Source organism: Bradyrhizobium sp. STM 3843 (assembly GCF_000239815.1).
In the GTDB taxonomy this organism is placed as follows: domain Bacteria; phylum Pseudomonadota; class Alphaproteobacteria; order Rhizobiales; family Xanthobacteraceae; genus Bradyrhizobium.
This window is the reverse complement of record NZ_CAFK01000045.1, coordinates 1-19,719: the sequence shown is the minus strand read 5'-3', so window position 1 is coordinate 19,719 and position 19,719 is coordinate 1. Positions and strand designations below refer to the sequence as shown.

Genomic DNA, 19,719 nt, shown 5'->3' with positions numbered 1-19,719 from the left:
GGCAGGGGGCAACATGGATCAACTCACCAGGCAGGGCGACGCTCTGACGCAGGCTGCATTCAATTTGCGCAAATCCCCGATCAGCGAAGGCAGGCCGTTTCCGCTCGGCGCAACCTGGGACGGACTCGGCGTCAACTTCGCGCTGTTCTCCGCGCATGCCACCAAGGTCGAGCTCTGCCTGTTCGATGACAACGGCGAGACCGAGCTCGAGCGGATCGAGCTGCCGGAATATACCGACGAGGTCTGGCACGGCTATTTGCCGACCGCGCGTCCCGGCACGGTCTATGCCTATCGCGTTCACGGTCCCTATGAGCCTGACGCAGGCCACCGGTTCAATCCGAACAAGCTCGTCATCGATCCCTATGCCAAGCAGCTGGTCGGGTCCTTGCGCTGGGGGCCCGAGCTGTTCGGCTACCAGCTCGATCATCCCGACAAGGATCTGTCCTTTGACGAGCGCGACAGCGCGGCGCTGATGCTGAAATGCCGCGTGATCGATCCCGCCTTCACCTGGGGAGCGTCGCGGAAGCCCGAGATTCCCTGGGAACGCACCATCACCTACGAGATGCATGTGAAGGGCTTCACCCGGCTGCATCCGATGGTGCCGGACGCCGATCGCGGCACCTTCGCAGGCCTCGCCCATCACGACGTCCCGGCCTATTTGCGCTCGCTCGGCATCACGTCGGCCGAGCTGTTGCCGATCCATGCCTTTATCGATGACAGCTACCTGGTGGAGAAGGGCCGGCGCAACTACTGGGGCTACAACACGATCGGCTTTTTCGCGCCGGAGCCGCGCTACCTCAAGACGCTCTTCGCCACCGAATTCAAGACGCTCGTCAACCAGTTCCATGCCAATGGCATCGAGGTGATCCTCGACGTGGTCTACAACCACACCGCCGAAGGCAACGAGCTCGGGCCGACGCTGTCGTTCAAGGGCATCGACAACGCGAGCTACTATCGGCTCCTGCCCGACAACATGCGCTACTACATCAACGACACCGGTACCGGCAACACGGTGAACCTGTCGCATCAGCGCGTGCTGCAGCTGGTCGCGGATTCCTTACGCTATTGGGCCACCGAGATGCGGGTCGACGGCTTCCGCTTCGACCTCGCCACCATCCTGGCGCGCGAGCCCTATGGTTTCGACGAGGGCGGCAGCTTCCTCGATGCCTGCCGGCAGGATCCGGTGCTCTCCAGCGTCAAGCTGATTGCCGAGCCCTGGGACATCGGTCCCGGCGGCTATCAGGTCGGTCAGTTTCCGCCCGGCTGGGCGGAGTGGAACGACAAGTTCCGCGACACTGCGCGCGCCTTCTGGAAAGGCGATCCCGGCGCCCTGGCCGACTTCGCCAAGCGCATCTCCGGTTCAGGCGATCTCTTCAACAAGCGCGGCCGCCGGCCGTGGGCGAGCGTCAACTTCATCACCGCCCATGACGGCTTCAACCTCAACGATCTCGTCTCCTATAACGACAAGCACAATGAGGCCAACGGCGAGGACAATCGCGACGGCCACGACAACAACCACTCCTGGAATTGCGGCGCCGAGGGTCCGACCGACGATCCCGAGATCATCGAATTGCGCGAACGGCAGAAGCGCAACCTGCTCGCGACGCTGCTCTTGTCTCACGGCACGCCGATGCTGCTCGCCGGCGACGAGTTCGGCCACACCCAGCACGGCAACAACAATGCCTATGCCCAGGACAACGAGACCACCTGGCTCGACTGGATGGCGATCACGCCGCAGGGAAGGAGCTTGCGCGAGTTCACCCGCAAGCTGATCGCGATGCGCAAGGCGTTTCCGATCCTCTATCGCAGCCGCTTCCTGGTCGGCTCGCTCAACGAGGAGCTGGGCGTGAAGGACGTCACCTGGCTGTCGCCTGCGGGCGAGGAGATGGCGGTCGAGCAGTGGACCGACGGCAATGCGCGCTGCTTCGGCATGCTGCTCGATGGCCGCGCGCAGGAGACCGGCGTCAAGCGCCGCGGCTCCGATGCTACGCTCCTGCTGATCTACAACGCCCATTATGACGTGGTGAACTTCACCTTGCCGGAGGTGCCGGAGGGGCGCAACTGGCTCGGCCTGATCGACACCAACCAGCCCGAGGCGACGCTGCCGTCATTCCCGTTCGGGCATGTCTACGAGGTGACAGGCCGCTCGCTGCTGGCGCTTGGCCTGTCGTCCGAACAGGTGCCGATGCGCAGCCTGCGCCACGGCCTCGGCGCGCTGCTCGATATTGCCGAGGCGCCGCTGCCGGGCTGAATGCAGCGCTTCTCAGAACGGATAATGGCGCGGGCCGGTCTGCACCGTGATCCAGCGCAGTTCGGTGAATTCGTCGATGGCCGCCTTGCCGCCGAAGCGGCCATAGCCCGAGGCCTTGACGCCGCCGAACGGCACCTGCGGCTCGTCATGCACGGTCGGCGCATTGATATGGCAGATGCCGGCCTCGATCCGCTTGGCGACGCCGAGCGCGCGCGCGATATCGCGGCCGAACACGGCGGAGGAGAGGCCATATTCGGTGTCGTTGGCGACGCGCACGGCCTCCTCGACGCCGCTGACGCGTACCACCGTGACCACGGGGCCAAAGCTCTCCTCACCATAGATACGCATCGCCGGCGTGACGCGATCGACGATTGTTGCCGGCATGATCGTGCCGCTGCCGCGACCGCCGGCGGCGAGCACCGCGCCCTTGGCAAGCGCGTCTTCGATCAGCGCGCCGACCCGGTCGCAGGCCGCGCCCGACACCAGCGAGCCCAGCACGACGTTGCCCTGGCGGGGATCGCCGTAGGGCAGGCTGTTGGCCTTGGCCGCGAACTTCGCGACGAACGCATCCGCCACCTTGTCGTCGACCACGATGCGCTCGGTCGACATGCAGATCTGGCCCTGGTTCATGAAGGCGCCGAAGGCCGCCGCATCGACCGCCGCATCGAGATCGGCGTCGTCGAGAATGACGAGCGGGGCCTTGCCCCCGAGCTCGAGCAAACAGCGCTTCAGATGCTTGGCGCAGGCGAGCGCAATCAGCCGGCCGACGCGGGTCGAGCCGGTGAAGTTGACCCGGCGCACCGCGGGGTGCGCGATCAGCGCCTCGACCACGGCTTGCGCATCCTCCGGGGCATTGGTGACGACATTGACCACCCCGTCGCCAAGGCCGGCTTCCGCCAGGCAGCTGCCGATCAGGCGGTGCACGCCAGGGCTCATCTCGGACGCCTTGAGCACGACGGTGTTGCCGCAGGCGAGCGGCATCGCCACTGCGCGGACACCGAGAATGACCGGCGCGTTCCAGGGCGCGATGCCGAGCACCACGCCGACCGGCTGCCGGAAGGCAAGCGCGAGATTGTCGGGCACATCGGTCGGGATCACCTCACCCGCGATCTGCGTCGTCATCGCAGCCGCTTCGCGCAGCATGGCCTCGGCGAGATGCACGTTGAAGCCGGCCCAGCCGGCGGTCGCCCCGGTCTCGGCCACCATGAGTGCGGTGAATTCGGCGGCATTGCGCGCCAGCGCATCGGCTGCGGCGCTGAGCCGCCTCCGGCGCTCGCCGGGCGCAAGCTGAGACCAGGCCGGGAAGGCGGCGGCGGCCGCGTCGGCCGCGCGCAACGCGTCCTCGACCGAGGCCGCCGCAACGATGCTCGCGGTCTCGCCGCTGATCGGATTGAGACGCTGATAGGTGCGCTGGTTGGCTGCCGCCTGGTCCTTGCCGCCGATCAAAAGGTTGATCGCATTCATAGGTCGCTCCATCGTCTCAGAGGATTTGGATATCGGGGACGGCGCGCGCGCCTTGCCGAGATAGGCGCGCTGGATATCGGGATTGTTCTTCATGTCGGCCGCATCGCCGTGCCCGGCGTTGCGCCCGGATTCGATCAGATAGACCCGGTCGGCGATGTCGAGGCTCGCGCGGGCATTCTGCTCGACCAGGAGAATGGCGACACCATCGGCACGGATGCGTTGCAGCGCGCGAAACACCTCGCGGCTCAGCAGCGGCGACAGCCCCAGCGACGGCTCGTCGAGCAGCAGCAGCGCCGGATTGGACATCAGCGCCCGGCCGATCGCCACCATCTGCTGCTCGCCGCCGCTCATTGTCCGCACCGCCTGGCCCAGGCGCTCGGCGAGCCGCGGAAACAGTTGCAGCACATGGGCGAGCTGCTCGGCTTCGCGTTCGCGGGCACGCGGAGGATAGGCACCGAGCTGCAGGTTCTCGGCGACCGTCAGCTCGCCGAACACGCCACGCCCTTCCGGCACCAGTGCTATGCCGCGCTCGACGATCAGGTGCGGCAGGAGGCCGGCAATATCTTTGCCTTCGAACCGGATGATCGACCCTGTCGCCGGCCTGATCAGTCCGGTGATGGCCTGCAGCAAGGTCGACTTGCCGGCGCCGTTGGCGCCGAGAATAGCGATGATCTCGCCGCGCCCGACCTGAAGCGCGATATCGGCGAGCGCCCGATGCTTGCCGTAGGAATGCGACAGACGCGAGACCTCAAGCATCGGCCTCTCCGAGATAGGCCGTGATGACAGTGCGATCGGCGAGCACCACCTCGGGCGTGCCGCTGGCGATCACCTTTCCCGCGCTCATCACCAGGCAGCGATTGCAGAGCGCGCGGATCGCATCCATCACATGCTCCACCATGACGATGGTCAGTCCGCGATCGCGCAAGCGCGCGATCAGCGCGATGCCGGTCTCGAGCTCGCTCGGATTGAGCCCGGCCAGCCATTCGTCGAGCAGGAGGATGCGGGGCTCGAGCGCCAGCGCCCGCGCAAGCTCCAGCCGCTTCTGATCGATATAGGTCAGCTCGCCTGCGGGCGTATCCGACCGCCGGCCAAGCCCGACCAGCTCCAGCAGGTCGTGGATCTCCGTCTCGCTGCCTGCGCTTGCGCCGGCACGGAACAGCGCCGCCGCGGCGACGTTTTCGGCGATCGACAGTTCCGGCATCACGCGCACGAGCTGAAAGGTGCGGGCGAGGCCGAGCCGCGCGATTTTATGCGCCGGAAGGCCGCTGATAACGGCGTCGCCAAGCCGGATCGTGCCGGTGGTGGGAATGAGCGCGCCCGAGAGCATGTTGAGCAGGGTGGTCTTGCCCGATCCGTTCGGACCGATGATGCCGAGGATCTCGCCCTGTGCAACGGTGAGGCTGACGCCCTCGACCGCACGCAAGCCGCCGAAGGATTTGCTCACGCGTTCGACCGAAAGCAGCGGGCTTTCGGCGATGGCGGGCATCGCCACGGGCTTGGCATGCGGGCGCGCCAACAGTGGTGCGATCAGTCCGATCACGCCTTGCGGCAGCGCCATCACGATGGCGACGAAGACCAGGCCGAGCACGATGCTGAAATGGTTCGGCAGCGCCGCCGTCAGCACCTCGAACAGCAGCACCAGCGGCACGACACCGAGCAGCGGGCCGAGCAGATGAGTGGCGCCGCCGAGCAGCGCCATGATGACGACCTGGAACGAGATCATCGGGTTGAAGGCGATCGCCGGATCGATATAGGTCCAGCGCGGCGCCATCATCGCGCCGGCGACCGACATGAATACTGCGCTCGCCACGAACACGCCGAGCTTCACCAGCGTCGCGTTGATGCCGGCATGGCGCGCCGCGGTCTCGTCGGCGCCGATCGCGCGCAGCGCCAATCCGTAGCGCGAGCGGTTCAGCGCATAACCCGCGAGCAGCACGACCACGGCGAGCCCGAGGAGCTGCCAATACAGTACCTCCTGGGTGATGTCGCTGAACAGATAGCGGCCGACCGACTTATGGACGTTGACCTCGTACCAGATCACGAGCTGCCGGATCAGCTCGGCGAGGCCGAAGGAAAAGATCACGAAATAGATGCCGGAGAGCCGCAAGGTCGACAACCCCGTGATCGCGGCGACCACGCCGCCCGCGCCGGCCGCGACCAAGAGCTGCAGCGGCCAGGACAGGGTCTCCGCCGTGATCGCGGCGCTGTAGGCGCCGATGCCGAAGAATGCGGCGGTGGCGAGCGAAATGTAGCGGGTGGGGCCGGAGAACATCGCCCAGGCGGTGGCCAGCACCGTGAAATAGAGAATGCTGATTCCGAGCGCGAGATAATAGCCGTTGGCGTAGAGCGGGACGGCAACGATCGCGGCGCCGAGGAGCAGGGCGATGATCATGAGGATGGCGTTGCGGACGGTCACGACGTGGCCTTTCCGAACAGGCCGGTCGGCCGCACCAGCAGCACCGCGAGAAACAGCGTATAGGTCGCAGCCAGGGTTAGGCCGGGATCGACCAGCCGCGCCACCGCGGTCTCGACGATGCCGAGCAGCAGGCCTGCGATCAGCGCGCCCATGACATTGCCGACGCCGCCCATGATCACCACCACCAGCGCCTTCATGGTGAAGACGACGCCCATCGCGGCGTTGAAGGTCAGGAACATGCTGACCAGCACGCCGCCAGCGGCGACGAGTCCGCCGCCAAAGGCGAAGGCGAACCCTGCCAGCGCGGCGACATCGATGCCGACCAGGCTCGCGGCTCTGGCATCGACCGCGACCGCGCGCACCGCCGTGCCGAGCCGCGTGCGCGTCAGCGCGAGATAGACGGCGGTGCCGATCACCGCCGCGAAGGCCAGCGCGACCAGCCGGTTCACCGCCAGGGTCGAGCCGAGAATGACGACCGGGATCGAGAGATAGCTGTAGCTGTAATACTGCCCGCCGAACGCGACCAGCATCAGTCCCTGGATCACGAACAGCACGCCGAAGGTGACGAGGATGCTGTCGACCTCCTGGGCGCCCGCATCCTTGTTGCGGCGGACCAGCCGGACCAGCAGCAGCCGGTAGAGCAGCCAGTTCAGCACCGCTGCAATCGGCACGGCGAGCAGCAGGGCGAGCAGCGGGCTCAGCGACAGCCCGGTGTAGAGCGACAACGCCGCAAAGCTCGCCGCCACCAGCGCCTCGCCATAGGAGAGGTTCATGATGCGCGCGACGCCATATTGCAGCGTCAGCCCGAGCGCGATGAGCACATACATGCCGCCAAGCACGAGGCCAGGCAGGAGAATGTCGAACAGCAACATGGCGGCGCCTTATGGCCCGACAAAGCAGGCGGCCGATGCGGCCGCCTGCCGGGCTCACCTCGCTACTTCCACTCGGGCTTCGGCACGACGGCCGGGCGTGCGCCCGCCAGCGTCGCCGGCGCGAGCCCATAGAACTCGCCGTTCTGCCATTGGCCGACCGCCCAGACCTCCTGCAACAGCCCGTCCTTCAGCTTCACCTTGCCGATGATCGTCTCGAACGTGCCGTCGCGGATTTCCTTGGCAATCGCGGTGCGGTCGACCTTGCCGACCTTCTCGATCGCCTGCTGCAGCACCTCGAGGCTCGCATAGGTGATCGGGCTGGCCCAGCGATCCGGCTCCTGGCCGGTCGCGGCCTTGTGGCGGGCGAGATAGTCCTTCAGCGGCGGCGACTCCGCATTCCAGCCGCCGATCCCGAGCACGCCGTCGGCGTTGCCGCCGAACTTGGCCTTGAACAGCGGAAACGCGGTGCCGACGCCGACATAGAACACCTTCGGATTGAATTTCTAAAAGACTGCGCCTGCTCGGTCAGCGCCAGCGTATCCGGCGGATAGCTGAAGGCGATGAAGGTGTCGGCATTGGAGGCGATCGCATCCTTGAGCAGCGGCTGGATGTCCTGCGAGCCGAGCGGGTAGGTCTTGTCATAGGCGACGGTCAGACCGGCCTTCTTGAAAGCCTCGCGGCCGGCGGCGGCGAGCTCGATGCCGAACTGGTCGGCCACGCTGACCATGGCGACGGTGCCGCCGATCTTGCCCTCGCTTTTCAGTTTGCCGAGCAGATCGGCCAGCCCTTGCGAGATCTGCGCCGAGGTGCCGAGCCAGAAGCTGGCATTGGCCCAGCGCTTGGCGAGCTCAGGCGCCTTGTCGGTCACCGAGGTGACCGCGAGATGCGGGTAGCCGAGCCGGTTCAAGGTCGGGCCGACCGCGAGATTGAGGCCGGTGCCCCACGGCGGCAGAATGAAATCGACCTTGTCCTGATTGGCGAGGCGTTCAATCGCCTTCACCGCCTCTTCCGACGAGCTGCGGTCGTCATACTCGACGACCTCGATCGGCAGCCGCTTGTCGCCGAGCTTGATTCCGCCCGCCGCGTTCACGTCCTTCACCCAGAGCTGATAGTTGGGCAAGGTCGTGATCCCCGCGCCGCCGGCATACGGTCCGGTTTTCGAGATCGCATAGCCGATGCGGATCTTGTCCTGCGCGGCGGCAGGGGACGCAAAGGCCCCCAGTGCCGCGGCCAATACTGTCAGGCTGGCGATGCGCAGCCATGTCCGACGCTGTGTCGAAACCATGTCGAGCCTCCTCCCTGGGGCGCGCCGGATTGTTCGGCGGCGTGCCGATGTGACGTTTCCTCTTGGCCCGGGCTTTTTGTCCGCGATTGTTGTTTGCGGCTGTCCGGGCTTGACCAAGGAAGCACTGTCGGGTTCCTTGGCGCAATGGACGGATCCGGCGAAAAGATGCACTCATCTGGCGCCCGGTCCCGGCGTCCCGCGCTGGCGGGGAGCCGGAGCGCCGGGCCCGTGCCTGCACCCGATGCAGCTCATCCCGTCGGTGCCGAGGTGGTCGGCTCGCATTTCGTCGCGCGGCAATGGGCCCTGAATTCGCTGGCGGTACGACCCTGCATCCACCTGATATCGCTGACCTCCGGCGCGGCGGCGGCACATGGGGACGGCGAGGTCACCGCATGGTCCGGGCCGTCGCTGGTCTGGTTGCCGGCTGGAAGCGCCGACCAGCTCGAAATCGCGGCCGGCGCGCGCGCGCATCTGTTGCGGCTGCGCGCGGATAGTTGGCACCGCTATTTGCCGCCTTCGGCGGAAGCAGCCTATCTGGACCTCGCCGGCGTGACCGGCATGCTCGCCTTTCCGGTCGAAGCGGATCTGGCCGCGGCACTTGCGCGCTCGATCGCGTCGATCGCGGCCGAGCTGGCTGCGCCGGCGCGCGGCGCCAGCGCCTCGATCCTGTCAGCGGAGCTCTCGCTTTGCGTGCTGCGCTTCTGGCGGCTGTTTGCCGAGACGGCCGATGGCGCCGCACCGGGCAACAGCGCCGACATCCTCGGCCGCTTTCGCAGGCTGGTGGAGGAGCGTTACCAACAGCAATTGCGTGTCGCCGATTATGCGCAGCTGCTCGGCGTCACCTCGGACCGGCTGCATTCGCTGTGCAGCCGCGCCTTGCAGCGCTCGCCGAGCGCGCTGATCCAGCAGCGCATCCTGCAGGAGGCGGCGCGACGGCTCGAGAGCAGCAGTGCGACCGTCAAGCAGATCGCCTTTGCGCTCGGCTTCAAGGACACCGCCTATTTCAGCCGCTTCTTCACCAAGCACACCGGCGAGGCGCCGGGCGCGTGGCGCCGCAACATGGCGGCGCGGGCGCGCAGCGGACGGCTGCGGCCGTCGCTCGATTTCGCCGACTGGCCGTGAGGTCTCATCGCGTGCGGGCTCCGCGCTCCGCTTTTATGCGTTCGCCTCTTTCAGGGCAGTCAATACGCCGGCGGCATCGATGATGCCATGACCGAGCTGGCCATTCCAGGCTGGGCCCTCCACCTTGCGAGCGCGGTCGATCATGAATTGGCGCAATTGGGCGGGTGAGGCCGCGGTTTGATCGTATCCGCTGCGGATGGCGGCGATAATGCCTGCGGTCATTCCGCATGCGGCCGACGTTCCCGTGTTCGCAATGTAAGGTGAGCCCTCGTTGCTCACGAACGCGCCGTCGACGTTGCCGGCGAAGGCATCAGCGCCGACCTCGTCGAAATAGCTGGGCGCGCACAGGTCGGGCTTCTGAATTGAGAGCAGACGTTGGCCCGGCCCCTGCGATGAACTGCCTATCCACCGTGCGTCGGTTCTGACGGCTCCGACCGTCAGAACGTCCGGATGCGAATTGGCGCCGAAGATGCTTGTGCCCGGTCCCACATCCGACTTCCCGCAGCGGCGATCGGGGCAGAACTGGCCGCAATTGCCGGCAGCGAATACGGTGTCGGCGGTTGCTGCGATCGTTCCTATCATCGTGTTGAGCGGATGATCGGGCCGCTCGGTGTAGTCACCGAGCGGATGCTCGCTGGAACGATCGAAAATCGACCATCCGTTCACGAGCACCCAGGGCCCCTTCCATTGCGGAGCGGGAAGCTGGCGCAGGTGCCGGATGAGCGCATCGAGGCGCTGGAACACGTGAAGCGCGGTGCTGATGAATCCCGTGATGTCGCGAATGCGCGCCGGAAGCAGTGGAACGTCGTAGAACGTGGCATCTGGCGCAGCGTCGGCAATGTTGCGAACCATCATCGGTCCATGACCACGCTTGGTCGTGCCGGGTTCGATATCGCCATTGGCAAGGCCGCCGCCGAAGTTCTTGACGTTCGCCGCGTCGAACCCCTGGTCGATGAGGACCACGTTGACGCCTTGTCCGGTCAAACCTTGCGCTCTGAGCACGTCGGCGCCCGTCATTCGTCTGGCATGATCCCGGTTGCCGAACAAAAGCTGATCGGCATTGACGGGACAGAAATACTCGGAGTGGGACAGTGCGATATCGGCGCCGACAGCCTTGAACGGCTGGAGCTTGCCTCGCTCCGCCGCAAGCTTGTTCGCGTTCTCGACGGAGCGCCGGAACTGCTCGACGTCTGTGCGGTCGGCCAGCCCCATGGCGACGATCTCTTCGCCCGGAGGGCGGAAGGGCTCCGGAATTCGTTCGGCGAGGCGGATCTGCCAGTCGTCAGACGGGAGGTTCAGCACCTGCCATTGTCCGCTGTCGCCGCCCAGCAGTTCGCGCAGCTGCGTCTCGATTGTGATGCGCCGCGGGGACTTGGGGTTGGACGCATCTCTGTCCGCGACGACGGACTCGTCGCCTTGCACGACGATCAATTGCCGGATCATTGGATGGGCTCCTGAAAAAATAATCCACCTCGGTTGCGCCGAGCTTGCCTTGCCATCCGAGCAAGCCCGGCGCAGGACGTCTCAGCTCCATTCCAGCTCCGCGGCTGCAATGAGCTTGGCCGCACTTGGGCATCCAGCCAGAAGGGGTGCTGCAGTCTCCCCGAGATGCTTGCCGGCCTTGCTGTCCGACGGATAGTGGAGCCCGAGCACTTCGCGGTTGCGTGCGATCCTCTGTGCAAGACGCCGCAGCGGTGTGCTCTCGGGATCCGCGGGATCGATCGGCGTGGATGCCGGCTGCGGCATTATCGGGGTAAGCACGGTTGCCAGCATATACGCCTCGGTGGCGTGTCCGCTCGGGTATGAAGCGTGCCCCGGGACCGCGATCGGCGGCATCAATGCCAGCGAGAGTTGAGACGGCCGTGGCCGCGGAGGAATGGCCGTTCCTGAGCCGGCTTGCAGGCCGGGATTGAACTTGTAGTGCATGGCCAAGAACTGCGCGACGTGCAGCGCACATTGGATCAGGCGGTAGGTGGCAGGACGCGATGATTTGTTGAACATCAGCATGCCGCTGAAGTAAGCGTCGATCTTGCTGACCTGAGCGAGCGCCTCAGCCATGACGCCAGGCCGGTAGTCGATGAGCTCCTGCAGCTCATCAAGTTCGGCCTTCAGTCCAGCGCCCGTCGGAATGGGCGCGACGGCCTGCAGGTCGATCGCGTCCCAGCCCGGCTGTTTGACAAACTCGCCGAGCACGACGATCGAGAAATGATACGAGTCCCAAGCGCTGTCGGGGAAGCTCTTGCTCGTTGTGAAAGGGAAGCCGGCCGACACATCGAAGGGCGGCCATCGCGTGCCCCTGAACCAGTCCTCCTCGGGGCGCTTCTCGAGGGCAGGCGAGATGCCGATGGGCCGGATCAATGGTGAAGTGCTGGCCGTGAACGTTCCGGACGGTGCCGCGCCATCGGCCCCATCTGCTCCGTCTGCACCATCTGCTCCGTCGGCGAGACCGAAACCACTCATGGCAATCCTCCTCTTGACTAATGTCCTGCGTCCCCCGGCCGGCATGCTTCCGGGGGTCATTCCGGAAGGCCGGCCAACCTCAAATGGGTCATGTAATGCGCGCGAAGCTCCGGGTGCCGGAACGGCTGCCGAGTTCGCTCGTAAAATTCCAACCGGAAATCGGGCTCGAGCTTCATCATCCTGTCGGCGACTTCGTGAGCTTCATCGAGACGTCCCAGAGCCGCCAGGCCTGCGATCAATATCCTGTGGTTTGCCGTGTAGAGAGCGTTCTCGCTGGCCGACATCCGGCCCCACTTCACCGCGCTCTCATAATCACCTTTGGCGTAGTAGGCGAGATTGAGAAACATGTAGTAGTTGAATAGGCTCTGATCGAAAGGCGACAGCCGCAAGGCATGCTCGGCTCTGCTGACGGCCTGCTCGCCATCCCCGATGTAACTCAACGTGGCGCTGGAGAGCAGCCACGCCAGCGAGTGGTTGGGACATGCCGAAAGCGCACGGTCGAAATAGATCAACGCGCCGTCATATTCGTGCAACAGAAACGACTTCAGGTGACCGAAGGTCGCCAGTGCCAGCGCGTTCTGACCATCGAGCTCGATTGCCCTCGAGGCGAACTCGATGGCACGGATCGCATCCTCGCTCGGGTTGGTGGACCAGCCCTGACCGACATAGAGACTATGCCAGCGTGCCGCCCAGGCGACAGGCATGGCGAAGTTCGGATCTTCCGCCATCGCCCGGTTCAGAAAGTCGCGGGCCTGCAGAAAGATATGCTTGTCGAGGCTGTTGATGAGCTGAATCGCCCGCAGCGTGTAGTCATAGGCCGTGAAACTGTCGGGGCGCTTCCGGAGCGCCTCGCGCAGCTCCGTCTTGCGGACATTGGGAGCAATGCCGACGACGATCTTCCGAACGATCTCGTCCTGGAGATCAAATAGTTCGCCGGGAGCGACTTCGACCGCGTCGGCCCAAAGGATTTCTCCGCTTTGGGAATCGCACGCCTGCGTTGACACGCGCACCAGTCGGAGGGACCTGCGAACGGTGCCAAACACGACGTAGCGTGCGCCGAGCGCGCGCCCGACCTCGGCCGGATCGGGCGGATGATCGCGATATTTGATTGTCGAGGCGCGCGAGATGACGAAGAGTTCGCGCAGTCCGGCGAGAGACACAATGATGTCTTCGACGATCCCGTCGGCAAAATAGTCGTCGGCCGGATCGGCACCCAGATTCTGGAGCGGGAGCACGGCGATCGAGGGCAGGCGCTCGCGGTGAGCCGCGGTGGGTGCCACTGCGACCGGAACACCGGTCGTCAGGGCATAGGCCCGCACCGGCTTTTCGACATTCTTGAGCTGAAGATAGCCGATGTCGCGTGCGAGCTTCCCCACCGTGCCGCGCACGACCTCGTAGACCGATTCGGAGAGCAGGACGCCGCCTGGCTCGGCGTGCTCCTGGAGGCGCGCTGCGACATTGACGCCGTGCCCGAAGATGTCGAACTCGGTTGCGATAATGTCGCCGAGATTGATGGCAATCCGCAGTGCGATGGTCGGGGTCTGCTCGCCCTCGTCGACCTGAGCCGACGGCACCGTGCGTTGAACATCCTGCGCCCATTCGACCGCGTCGAGGACGCTGGAAAACTCGGCAAGCAGGCCGTCACCGGTGAACTTGACGATCCGGCCACGGTAATCCGTGGTGCGCGGCCGAACGATCTCATTCAGGATCTTCATCCAGCGATCGTGTGTGCGACTTTCATCGCGCGCCATCAGCAGCGTGTAGCCCACGATGTCGAGAAACGCGACGGCCGCAAGCCGCCGACCGGTTCGAGCGGCGTCACCGCGCGCCCGAAACAGAACTTCAGAGGGCGCACTTGCCTCGTGTTGTGCTGACCCGAGAAGCGGCATCGTTGCCCCGGTCATTCGAGCATACCGACAGCTTGCCGAGTGACAGTCTTCATCCAGCCGGGTAACATGTTACGCTTTACCATGACCTCGCATGTGTCCGCCTCTTGGCATATCGCAAGAGGGGGCAGGAGTTGCTTGACCGGCCCGGCATCCCGTCGACATCTGCTAGGTGAGTATTGAGCGACGTCGACATAGTTCATAATAATTAGTTCACAAAAGGGTCGGCGAAGCCGGGCTCCGCACCGGTAGCTGGAACCAGTGGAACGAGCTAGGTGGCTCGCGTCAAGCCCCTCACTTCACAAGTGGGACATCACCTGCTGTTGAAGCATGCATTTCGTGTCGGCCGTCCGAGCTAAGCTCGTCCTGCCGGAGGATCGGTCCATCCTAGGTCGCTTCCTCGCCGCCCGGAAGGAACGTGGCGCTACATCTGCAATACAATCCGCTACGGCTGTAATAGTAGCAATTGTAACAATCGGGGCAGGGTAGGGCAGATGCCGGCATGCGCTCTGCCGCGCGCCGCCAAATGTGACGTCATGACGCACCGCCGCCCTCAAGCTCGGCGGCGACCTGGCTGTGGTTCAGCAGCGCCACCAGCGTGGTGCCGCCTACGATGTTGCCGTAATCGGAGGGGTCCTCACGTTCACGCGCCGCGCGCGTAATTGGGGAGCCTGGCCTCGAGAATGGAAAGCATGGCGTCGCGCGCGGGATCGCGCGAGCCGCGCAGCCAGGCGGCGGCCAGCGGCAGCCGTCCGACGCTGCTGCCGCGCTTCAGCCTGAGCGGTACGAAGCGCACGCCCGATATCGCCAGCCGTGAGGTCCAGCGCGGTACGATCGCAACTCCGAGCCGGGCCGCGACCAGGTGGACGATGGTCTGCTTCTCGTCGGCGAGCTGGGCCACCTCAGGCGTCAGCCCGGCCTGCTCGAACAGCTTCATGGTCAGGTCGTGGCTGTGCGGCCGCGAACGGCGGTCCGGCACGATCAACGGCTGGTCGGCGATCTCGCCCAACGAAATGAACTTGCGTGCGGCCAGCGCGTGCCGCTGCGGCAGCGCGACGACAGCGGTCTCGTCCACCAGGGGGCGAAATTCGAGCCGCTTGTCGGTCCGCTCCGGCGGCCGCACGAAGGCGAGATCGAGCGCGCCGGAGAGGATCTTGGGCAGCAGCCGGATCGTCTTCTCTTCGGAAAGCTGCACCGCGATCTCGGGATGTCGGGCGCGGAAGTCGTGCAGGAGGGGCGGCAGCAGGCCGGCCGCGGCGCTGTCGATCGCGCCGACCCGCAGGCGGCGAACCGTGCCGGCCCGGGCGCGGCGGCGGAAGCTCTGCTCGACCGTTTCGACCCGGGACAGGATCGCGCGGGCGTCCCGCAGCAGCGCCGTGCCTTGCTCCGTCAGCGACACCGCACGGGTCGTCCGGGCGAACAGCTGGGTCGCCAGATCCTCCTCCAGCAGCTTGATGTGGCGGCCGAGGGCGGACGGCAGCATCTGCAGGCGTTGCGCCGCCTTGCCGAAATGCAGCTCCTCGGCAGCGGCGATGAAGCAGCGAAGCTGGTGCAGGTCCATGGGCGAAATCCGGCGAGATGATCTCCGGATTATATCAATTTTTTGTATAAACAAGCGGCGATTGAACCATGCCTGCGCCGCCGCTTAGTTTCCGCTCTGACAAAAAGAAGATCGCGTCGGGAGGAGATGATGGGAAGCGAGCTCGAGACCCGTGTGCTGCGCAAGATCACCTGGCGCATCATTCCTTTCATCATGCTCCTGTACTTCGTGGCTTTCATCGACCGCGTCAATATCGGCTTTGCGGCGCTGACCATGAACAAGGATATCGGCCTCTCGCCGACGGTGTTCGGCTTCGGCGCCGGCATCTTCTTCTGGGGCTATTTCCTGTTCGAGGTGCCGTCCAACCTGGCGCTCGACCGGTTCGGGGCGCGGCTCTGGATCGCGCGCGTCATGATCTCCTGGGGCATCGTGTCGGGCGCCATGGCCTTCGTGCAGGGGCCGGCGAGCTTCTATGCGCTGCGTTTCCTGCTCGGCGTTGCGGAGGCCGGCTTCTTTCCCGGTATCATCCTCTATCTGTCCCACTGGTTTCCGGCACGGCAGCGCGCCGCGGTCACGGCGCTGTTCATGGCGGCTGCGCCACTGTCGACCGTGCTGGGATCGCCGATCTCGGGCGCATTGCTGGAGATGCACGGGCTGCTTGGTCTTGCCGGCTGGCAGTGGTTGTTCCTGATCGAGGCCTTGCCCGCCGTGCTACTCGGCTTCATCGTGCTCGGCTACATGACGGACCGGCCGGAGCAGGCGCGATGGCTCACTGACGAGGAGCGGAGCTGGCTGGTGCGGACGATGAATGCGGAGGTGACAAGCAGGGCGGGGATCGCGAGCCACTCGGTGTGGCGCGGCCTTGCCGACATCCGCGTGCTGGCGTTGTCGCTGGTCTATTTCGGCACCTCCGCCGGGCTCTATACGCTCGGCGTCTGGGCGCCGCAGATCATCAAGCAGTTCGGCCTGTCCTCGCTCGAGGTCGGCTTCCTCAACGCGGTGCCGCCGAGCGTCGCTGTCGTGGTCATGATCCTGTGGGCGCGGCATTCCGATCGCACCGGGGAGCGCACCTGGCACGTCGTGCTGGCCTGCCTGCTGGCGGCGCTGGGGCTGTGGCTTGCCGGCCTTGCCGCCAGCGTGACGGCCGTGCTCGCCGCGCTCACGCTGGTGAACATCGGGATCTCCTCGTCGAAGCCGCCGCTGTGGAGCATGCCGACGATGTTCCTGTCGGGGCCTGCCGCGGCGGCCGGCATCGCCACCATCAACTCGATCGGCAATCTCGGCGGGTTCGCGGGGCCGGCCATGATCGGCTGGATCAAGGACCGGACCGGCAGCTTCAACGGCGGGCTCTATTTCGTTGCCGGCCTGCTGCTGCTCTCCGCGGTCCTGACCCTGTTGCTGTCCCGCTCACACCATGCGAAGGCCGAGCCGGCCACGCAGATCCACTGATCTTTCGTCAACGGAGATCTTCCATGCGCAACTATAACATCGCAGCCATTCCCGCCGACGGCATCGGGCCGGAAGTGATTTCGGCCGGCGTCCGCGTGCTCGAGGCGCTCGCCAAGCGAGCCGGCGATATCGGCTTCACCGTCAAGACCTTCGATTGGGGATCGGACTACTACAAGAAGCACGGCGTGATGATGCCGGCCGACGGCCTCACTGAGCTGAAAAAGTTCGACGCGATCTATTTCGGCGCGGTCGGCGCGCCCGACGTGCCCGACCATATCACGCTGTGGGGCCTGCGGCTGCCGATCTGCCAGGGTTTTGACCAATACGCCAATGTGCGGCCGACCAAGATCCTGCCCGGCGTCGCCTCGCCGTTGCGCAATGTCGGCGTCGGCGATCTCGACTGGGTGATCGTGCGCGAGAATTCGGAGGGCGAATATGCCGGCATGGGTGGGCGCGCCCACAAGGGCCTGCCGGAGGAGGTCGGCACCGAGGTCGCGGTGTTCACCCGGGTCGGCGTCGCCAGGATCATGCGTTACGCCTTCCAGCTCGCGCAGTCGCGGCCGCGGAAATTCCTCACCGTCGTCACCAAGTCCAACGCGCAGCGACACGGCATGGTGATGTGGGACGAGATCGCGGCCGAGGTGGCGGCCGAATTCCCCGATGTCGCCTGGGACAAGATGCTGGTCGACGCCATGACCGTGCGCATGACCCTGAACCCGAAGAGCCTCGACACCATCGTCGCCACCAACCTCCACGCTGATATCCTGTCCGATCTCGCCGGCGCGCTGGCCGGCAGCCTCGGCGTGGCGCCGACCGGCAACATCGATCCGCAGCGTCGCTTTCCCTCGATGTTCGAGCCGATCCATGGCTCGGCCTTCGACATCACCGGCAGGGGTATCGCCAATCCGGTGGCGACGTTCTGGACCGGCGCGCAGATGCTGGAGCATCTCGGCGAGAAGGACACCGCCGCGCGGCTGATGTCGGCCGTCGAGAAGGTCTGCGCGGCCGGCATCCTCACGCCCGACGTCGGCGGCAAGGCCACCACAAAAGAGGTCACCGACGCCGTGATCGACGCGATCCACGGCTCCAACGTCTGAGTCTTCTTCTGCGAGGGGCAATTATAGGTTGTAAGAATCGCGGAATGGGAGAGGTGAGCCTCCTCGCGCCAGGACGGAGGCGTGCTCCAGTCTACGTCAATGTTCCGCCGTGGCTGGCAGTTGCACTCTCGGGTGATCCGGCTATATGGGGCGGGCGCCGAGCGATGGCGTCACGGAACCGAGGCAGCCGCGGGCGCGTCCGTATCGGTCCACGCAGCGTCATGAGAATTGGCTTGAGCGGCCGGGCTTGCCTTGCCGCGTCGGGCGGCTATTCGTGGTGTGCGCGAGTCGGCGCTGTCACAACGCTGACCAATGTCAACGATATCAGGGCCATCTCGCTCGGCTCCGGATAGAAAGGACACATCACCATGCGTCGTCATCGTCGAGCCAAGATCGTTGCCACCGTCGGCCCCGCCAGCAATTCGCCGGAGATGCTGAAGGCACTCTTTATGGCCGGCGTGGATACGTTCCGCCTCAATTTCAGCCATGGTACGCAGGCCGATCACGCCAAGGTCCACGCCGCGATCCGCGCGCTGGAGCAGGAGGTCAAGCGTCCGATCGGCATCCTGATGGACCTGCAGGGGCCGAAGATCCGCGTCGGCACCTTGCGCGACAAGAAGATCACGGTGGAAGCGGGTGAGGCCATCCGCTTCGTGCTCAAGGGGAGCGAGGGCGACAAGATGTCGATCCCGCTGCACCACCCGGAGATCTTCGCCGCGGTCGCGCCTGGTCACGATCTGCTGATCGACGACGGCCGGGTCCGCGTGCGCGTGACCGGGCTGGGCGACGATTTCATCGACGCCAAGGTGGTGGTCGGTGGCGCGATCTCCAACAACAAGGGCGTCAATCTGCCGGGGACCGTCCTCGACCTGTCGCCGCTGACGGAGAAGGACCGCTCCGATCTCGATTTTGGCCTCAAGCTCGGCGTCGACTGGGTGGCGCTGTCCTTCGTGCAGAAGCCGTCCGACGTGATCGAGGCGCGCAGCCTGATCGGCAACCGTGCGGGCGTGATGGCCAAGATCGAGAAGCCGGCAGCGCTGGAGCGGATCGACGACATCATCCAGCTCTGCGATGCGATCATGGTGGCGCGCGGCGATCTCGGTGTCGAGATCCCGCACGAGGACGTGCCGGGCAAGCAGAAGGAGCTGGTGCGCGCCTGCCGCCTCGCGGTGAAGCCGGTGATCGTGGCGACGCAGATGCTGGATTCGATGGTGGCGGCGCCGACGCCGACCCGTGCCGAGGTGTCCGACGTCGCCACCGCGATCTATGACGGTGCCGACGCGGTGATGCTGTCGGCGGAATCGGCCTCGGGGCAATATCCGCGCGAGGCGGTCGCGATGATGGACAGCATCATCAAGGCCACCGAAGGCCACAAGATGTACCGCTCGATCATCGAGGCGACGCAGCCCGGCGAGGAGCAGACCCCGCCGCACGCGGTGGCGACCGCCGCCGCCGATCTGGCCTCCGCGATCCATGCCAAGACCATCGTGGCCTACACCTCGAGCGGCACCTCGGCCTCGCGCGTCGCGCGCAAGCGGCCGAGCCTGCCGATCCTGGCGATCACGCCGAACGAGGACGTGTCCCGCCGCATGTGCCTGCTGTGGGGCGCGCACAGCGTGCTCTCTGAGGACATCAAGAACTACGAGGAGATGGTCGAACGCGCGACTCATTTCGCCCTGGACCAGGAGTTCGCGCAAGGCGGCGACCTCCTGGTTGTGGTCGCCGGCATCCCGTTCGCGCAGGCCGGCACCACCAACAATCTGCGTGTCGTCGCCGTGCCGCGATAAAGGCGTCGGTCGTTACCCCGGTGTTCATCTCCCGCCGCCGTCCTTCGAGACGCCCGCTGCGGCGGGCTCCTCAGGACGAGGACTTATTTT

The 19,719-nt window shown here is 65.6% G+C and carries 14 protein-coding genes and 1 pseudogene; 5 read left to right on the top strand and 10 right to left on the bottom strand.

The features are described from left to right. The first annotated feature begins 13 nt into the window (after nt 1–13). Entirely contained in the window at nt 14–2,251 is a 2,238-nt protein-coding gene (gene glgX, locus BRAS3843_RS06825; RefSeq protein ID WP_008968046.1) for a glycogen debranching protein GlgX, read from the top strand. 12 nt (nt 2,252–2,263) lie between these two features. Here glgX and BRAS3843_RS06820 read toward each other — a convergent pair whose 3' ends face one another. The 6 genes and pseudogenes from BRAS3843_RS06820 to BRAS3843_RS06805 all read right to left on the bottom strand — a co-directional run bounded on the left by BRAS3843_RS06820 (nt 2,264) and on the right by BRAS3843_RS06805 (nt 8,288). Continuing rightward, nucleotides 2,264–3,715: an aldehyde dehydrogenase gene (locus BRAS3843_RS06820; protein WP_035980999.1), complete on the bottom strand. Its 1,452-nt coding sequence runs from the start codon at nt 3,713–3,715 to the stop codon at nt 2,264–2,266. Nucleotides 3,716–3,994: 279 nt separating this feature from the next. Next, a pseudogene (locus BRAS3843_RS42055) lies at nt 3,995–4,471 on the bottom strand (ATP-binding cassette domain-containing protein); the annotation flags it as partial. Next, on the bottom strand, nt 4,464–6,131 hold the full coding sequence (locus BRAS3843_RS06815) for a branched-chain amino acid ABC transporter ATP-binding protein/permease (protein ID WP_008968044.1): 1,668 nt from the start codon (nt 6,129–6,131) through the stop codon (nt 4,464–4,466). The gene BRAS3843_RS06815 and the pseudogene BRAS3843_RS42055, both read right to left, overlap by 8 nt. Next, on the bottom strand, nt 6,128–7,003 hold the full coding sequence (locus BRAS3843_RS06810) for a branched-chain amino acid ABC transporter permease (RefSeq protein WP_008968043.1): 876 nt from the start codon (nt 7,001–7,003) through the stop codon (nt 6,128–6,130). Before BRAS3843_RS06810 ends, BRAS3843_RS06815 begins: the two co-directional genes overlap by 4 nt. 62 nt (nt 7,004–7,065) lie before the next feature. Beyond that, on the bottom strand, nt 7,066–7,491 hold the full coding sequence (locus tag BRAS3843_RS42560; RefSeq protein WP_008968042.1) for an ABC transporter substrate-binding protein: 426 nt from the start codon (nt 7,489–7,491) through the stop codon (nt 7,066–7,068). Then, nucleotides 7,380–8,288, bottom strand: coding sequence for an ABC transporter substrate-binding protein (locus tag BRAS3843_RS06805; RefSeq protein WP_008968041.1), 909 nt, complete (start codon nt 8,286–8,288; stop codon nt 7,380–7,382). Before BRAS3843_RS06805 ends, BRAS3843_RS42560 begins: the two co-directional genes overlap by 112 nt. Before the next feature lie 228 nt (nt 8,289–8,516). On the opposite strand from BRAS3843_RS06805, the gene BRAS3843_RS06800 reads away from it, so the two are divergent. Further along, nucleotides 8,517–9,410 carry a helix-turn-helix domain-containing protein gene (locus tag BRAS3843_RS06800; protein WP_035980996.1) on the top strand — a complete coding sequence of 298 codons (894 nt, stop codon included), beginning with the start codon at nt 8,517–8,519 and terminating at the stop codon, nt 9,408–9,410. 33 nt (nt 9,411–9,443) lie between these two features. Here the strand turns inward: BRAS3843_RS06800 and BRAS3843_RS06795 are convergent, their stop codons facing one another. From BRAS3843_RS06795 to BRAS3843_RS06780, 4 genes are all read right to left on the bottom strand, one after another. After that, on the bottom strand, nt 9,444–10,853 hold the full coding sequence (locus BRAS3843_RS06795; protein ID WP_008968039.1) for a S8/S53 family peptidase: 1,410 nt from the start codon (nt 10,851–10,853) through the stop codon (nt 9,444–9,446). 81 nt (nt 10,854–10,934) lie between these two features. Next, entirely contained in the window at nt 10,935–11,870 is a 936-nt protein-coding gene (locus tag BRAS3843_RS38815) for a hypothetical protein (protein WP_008968038.1), read from the bottom strand. Between the two features lie 56 nt (nt 11,871–11,926). After that, nucleotides 11,927–13,759 carry an adenylate/guanylate cyclase domain-containing protein gene (locus BRAS3843_RS06785; RefSeq protein WP_008968037.1) on the bottom strand — a complete coding sequence of 611 codons (1,833 nt, stop codon included), beginning with the start codon at nt 13,757–13,759 and terminating at the stop codon, nt 11,927–11,929. Between the two features lie 640 nt (nt 13,760–14,399). Further along, nucleotides 14,400–15,317 carry a LysR family transcriptional regulator gene (locus BRAS3843_RS06780; protein WP_008968036.1) on the bottom strand — a complete coding sequence of 306 codons (918 nt, stop codon included), beginning with the start codon at nt 15,315–15,317 and terminating at the stop codon, nt 14,400–14,402. 129 nt (nt 15,318–15,446) lie between these two features. Here BRAS3843_RS06780 and BRAS3843_RS06775 point away from each other — a divergent pair, with 129 nt between their 5' ends. The 3 genes from BRAS3843_RS06775 (at nt 15,447) to pyk (ending at nt 19,629) form a co-directional block, all read left to right on the top strand. After that, nucleotides 15,447–16,745 (top strand): MFS transporter, encoded by a 1,299-nt coding sequence (locus BRAS3843_RS06775; RefSeq protein WP_008968035.1) that lies wholly within the window; start codon nt 15,447–15,449, stop codon nt 16,743–16,745. A 23-nt stretch (nt 16,746–16,768) separates the two neighbouring features. Beyond that, on the top strand, nt 16,769–17,842 hold the full coding sequence (locus BRAS3843_RS06770) for a tartrate dehydrogenase (protein ID WP_008968034.1): 1,074 nt from the start codon (nt 16,769–16,771) through the stop codon (nt 17,840–17,842). A 368-nt stretch (nt 17,843–18,210) separates the two neighbouring features. Beyond that, on the top strand, nt 18,211–19,629 hold the full coding sequence (gene pyk / locus BRAS3843_RS06765; RefSeq protein ID WP_008968033.1) for a pyruvate kinase: 1,419 nt from the start codon (nt 18,211–18,213) through the stop codon (nt 19,627–19,629). The last annotated feature ends 90 nt before the right edge of the window (nt 19,630–19,719 follow it).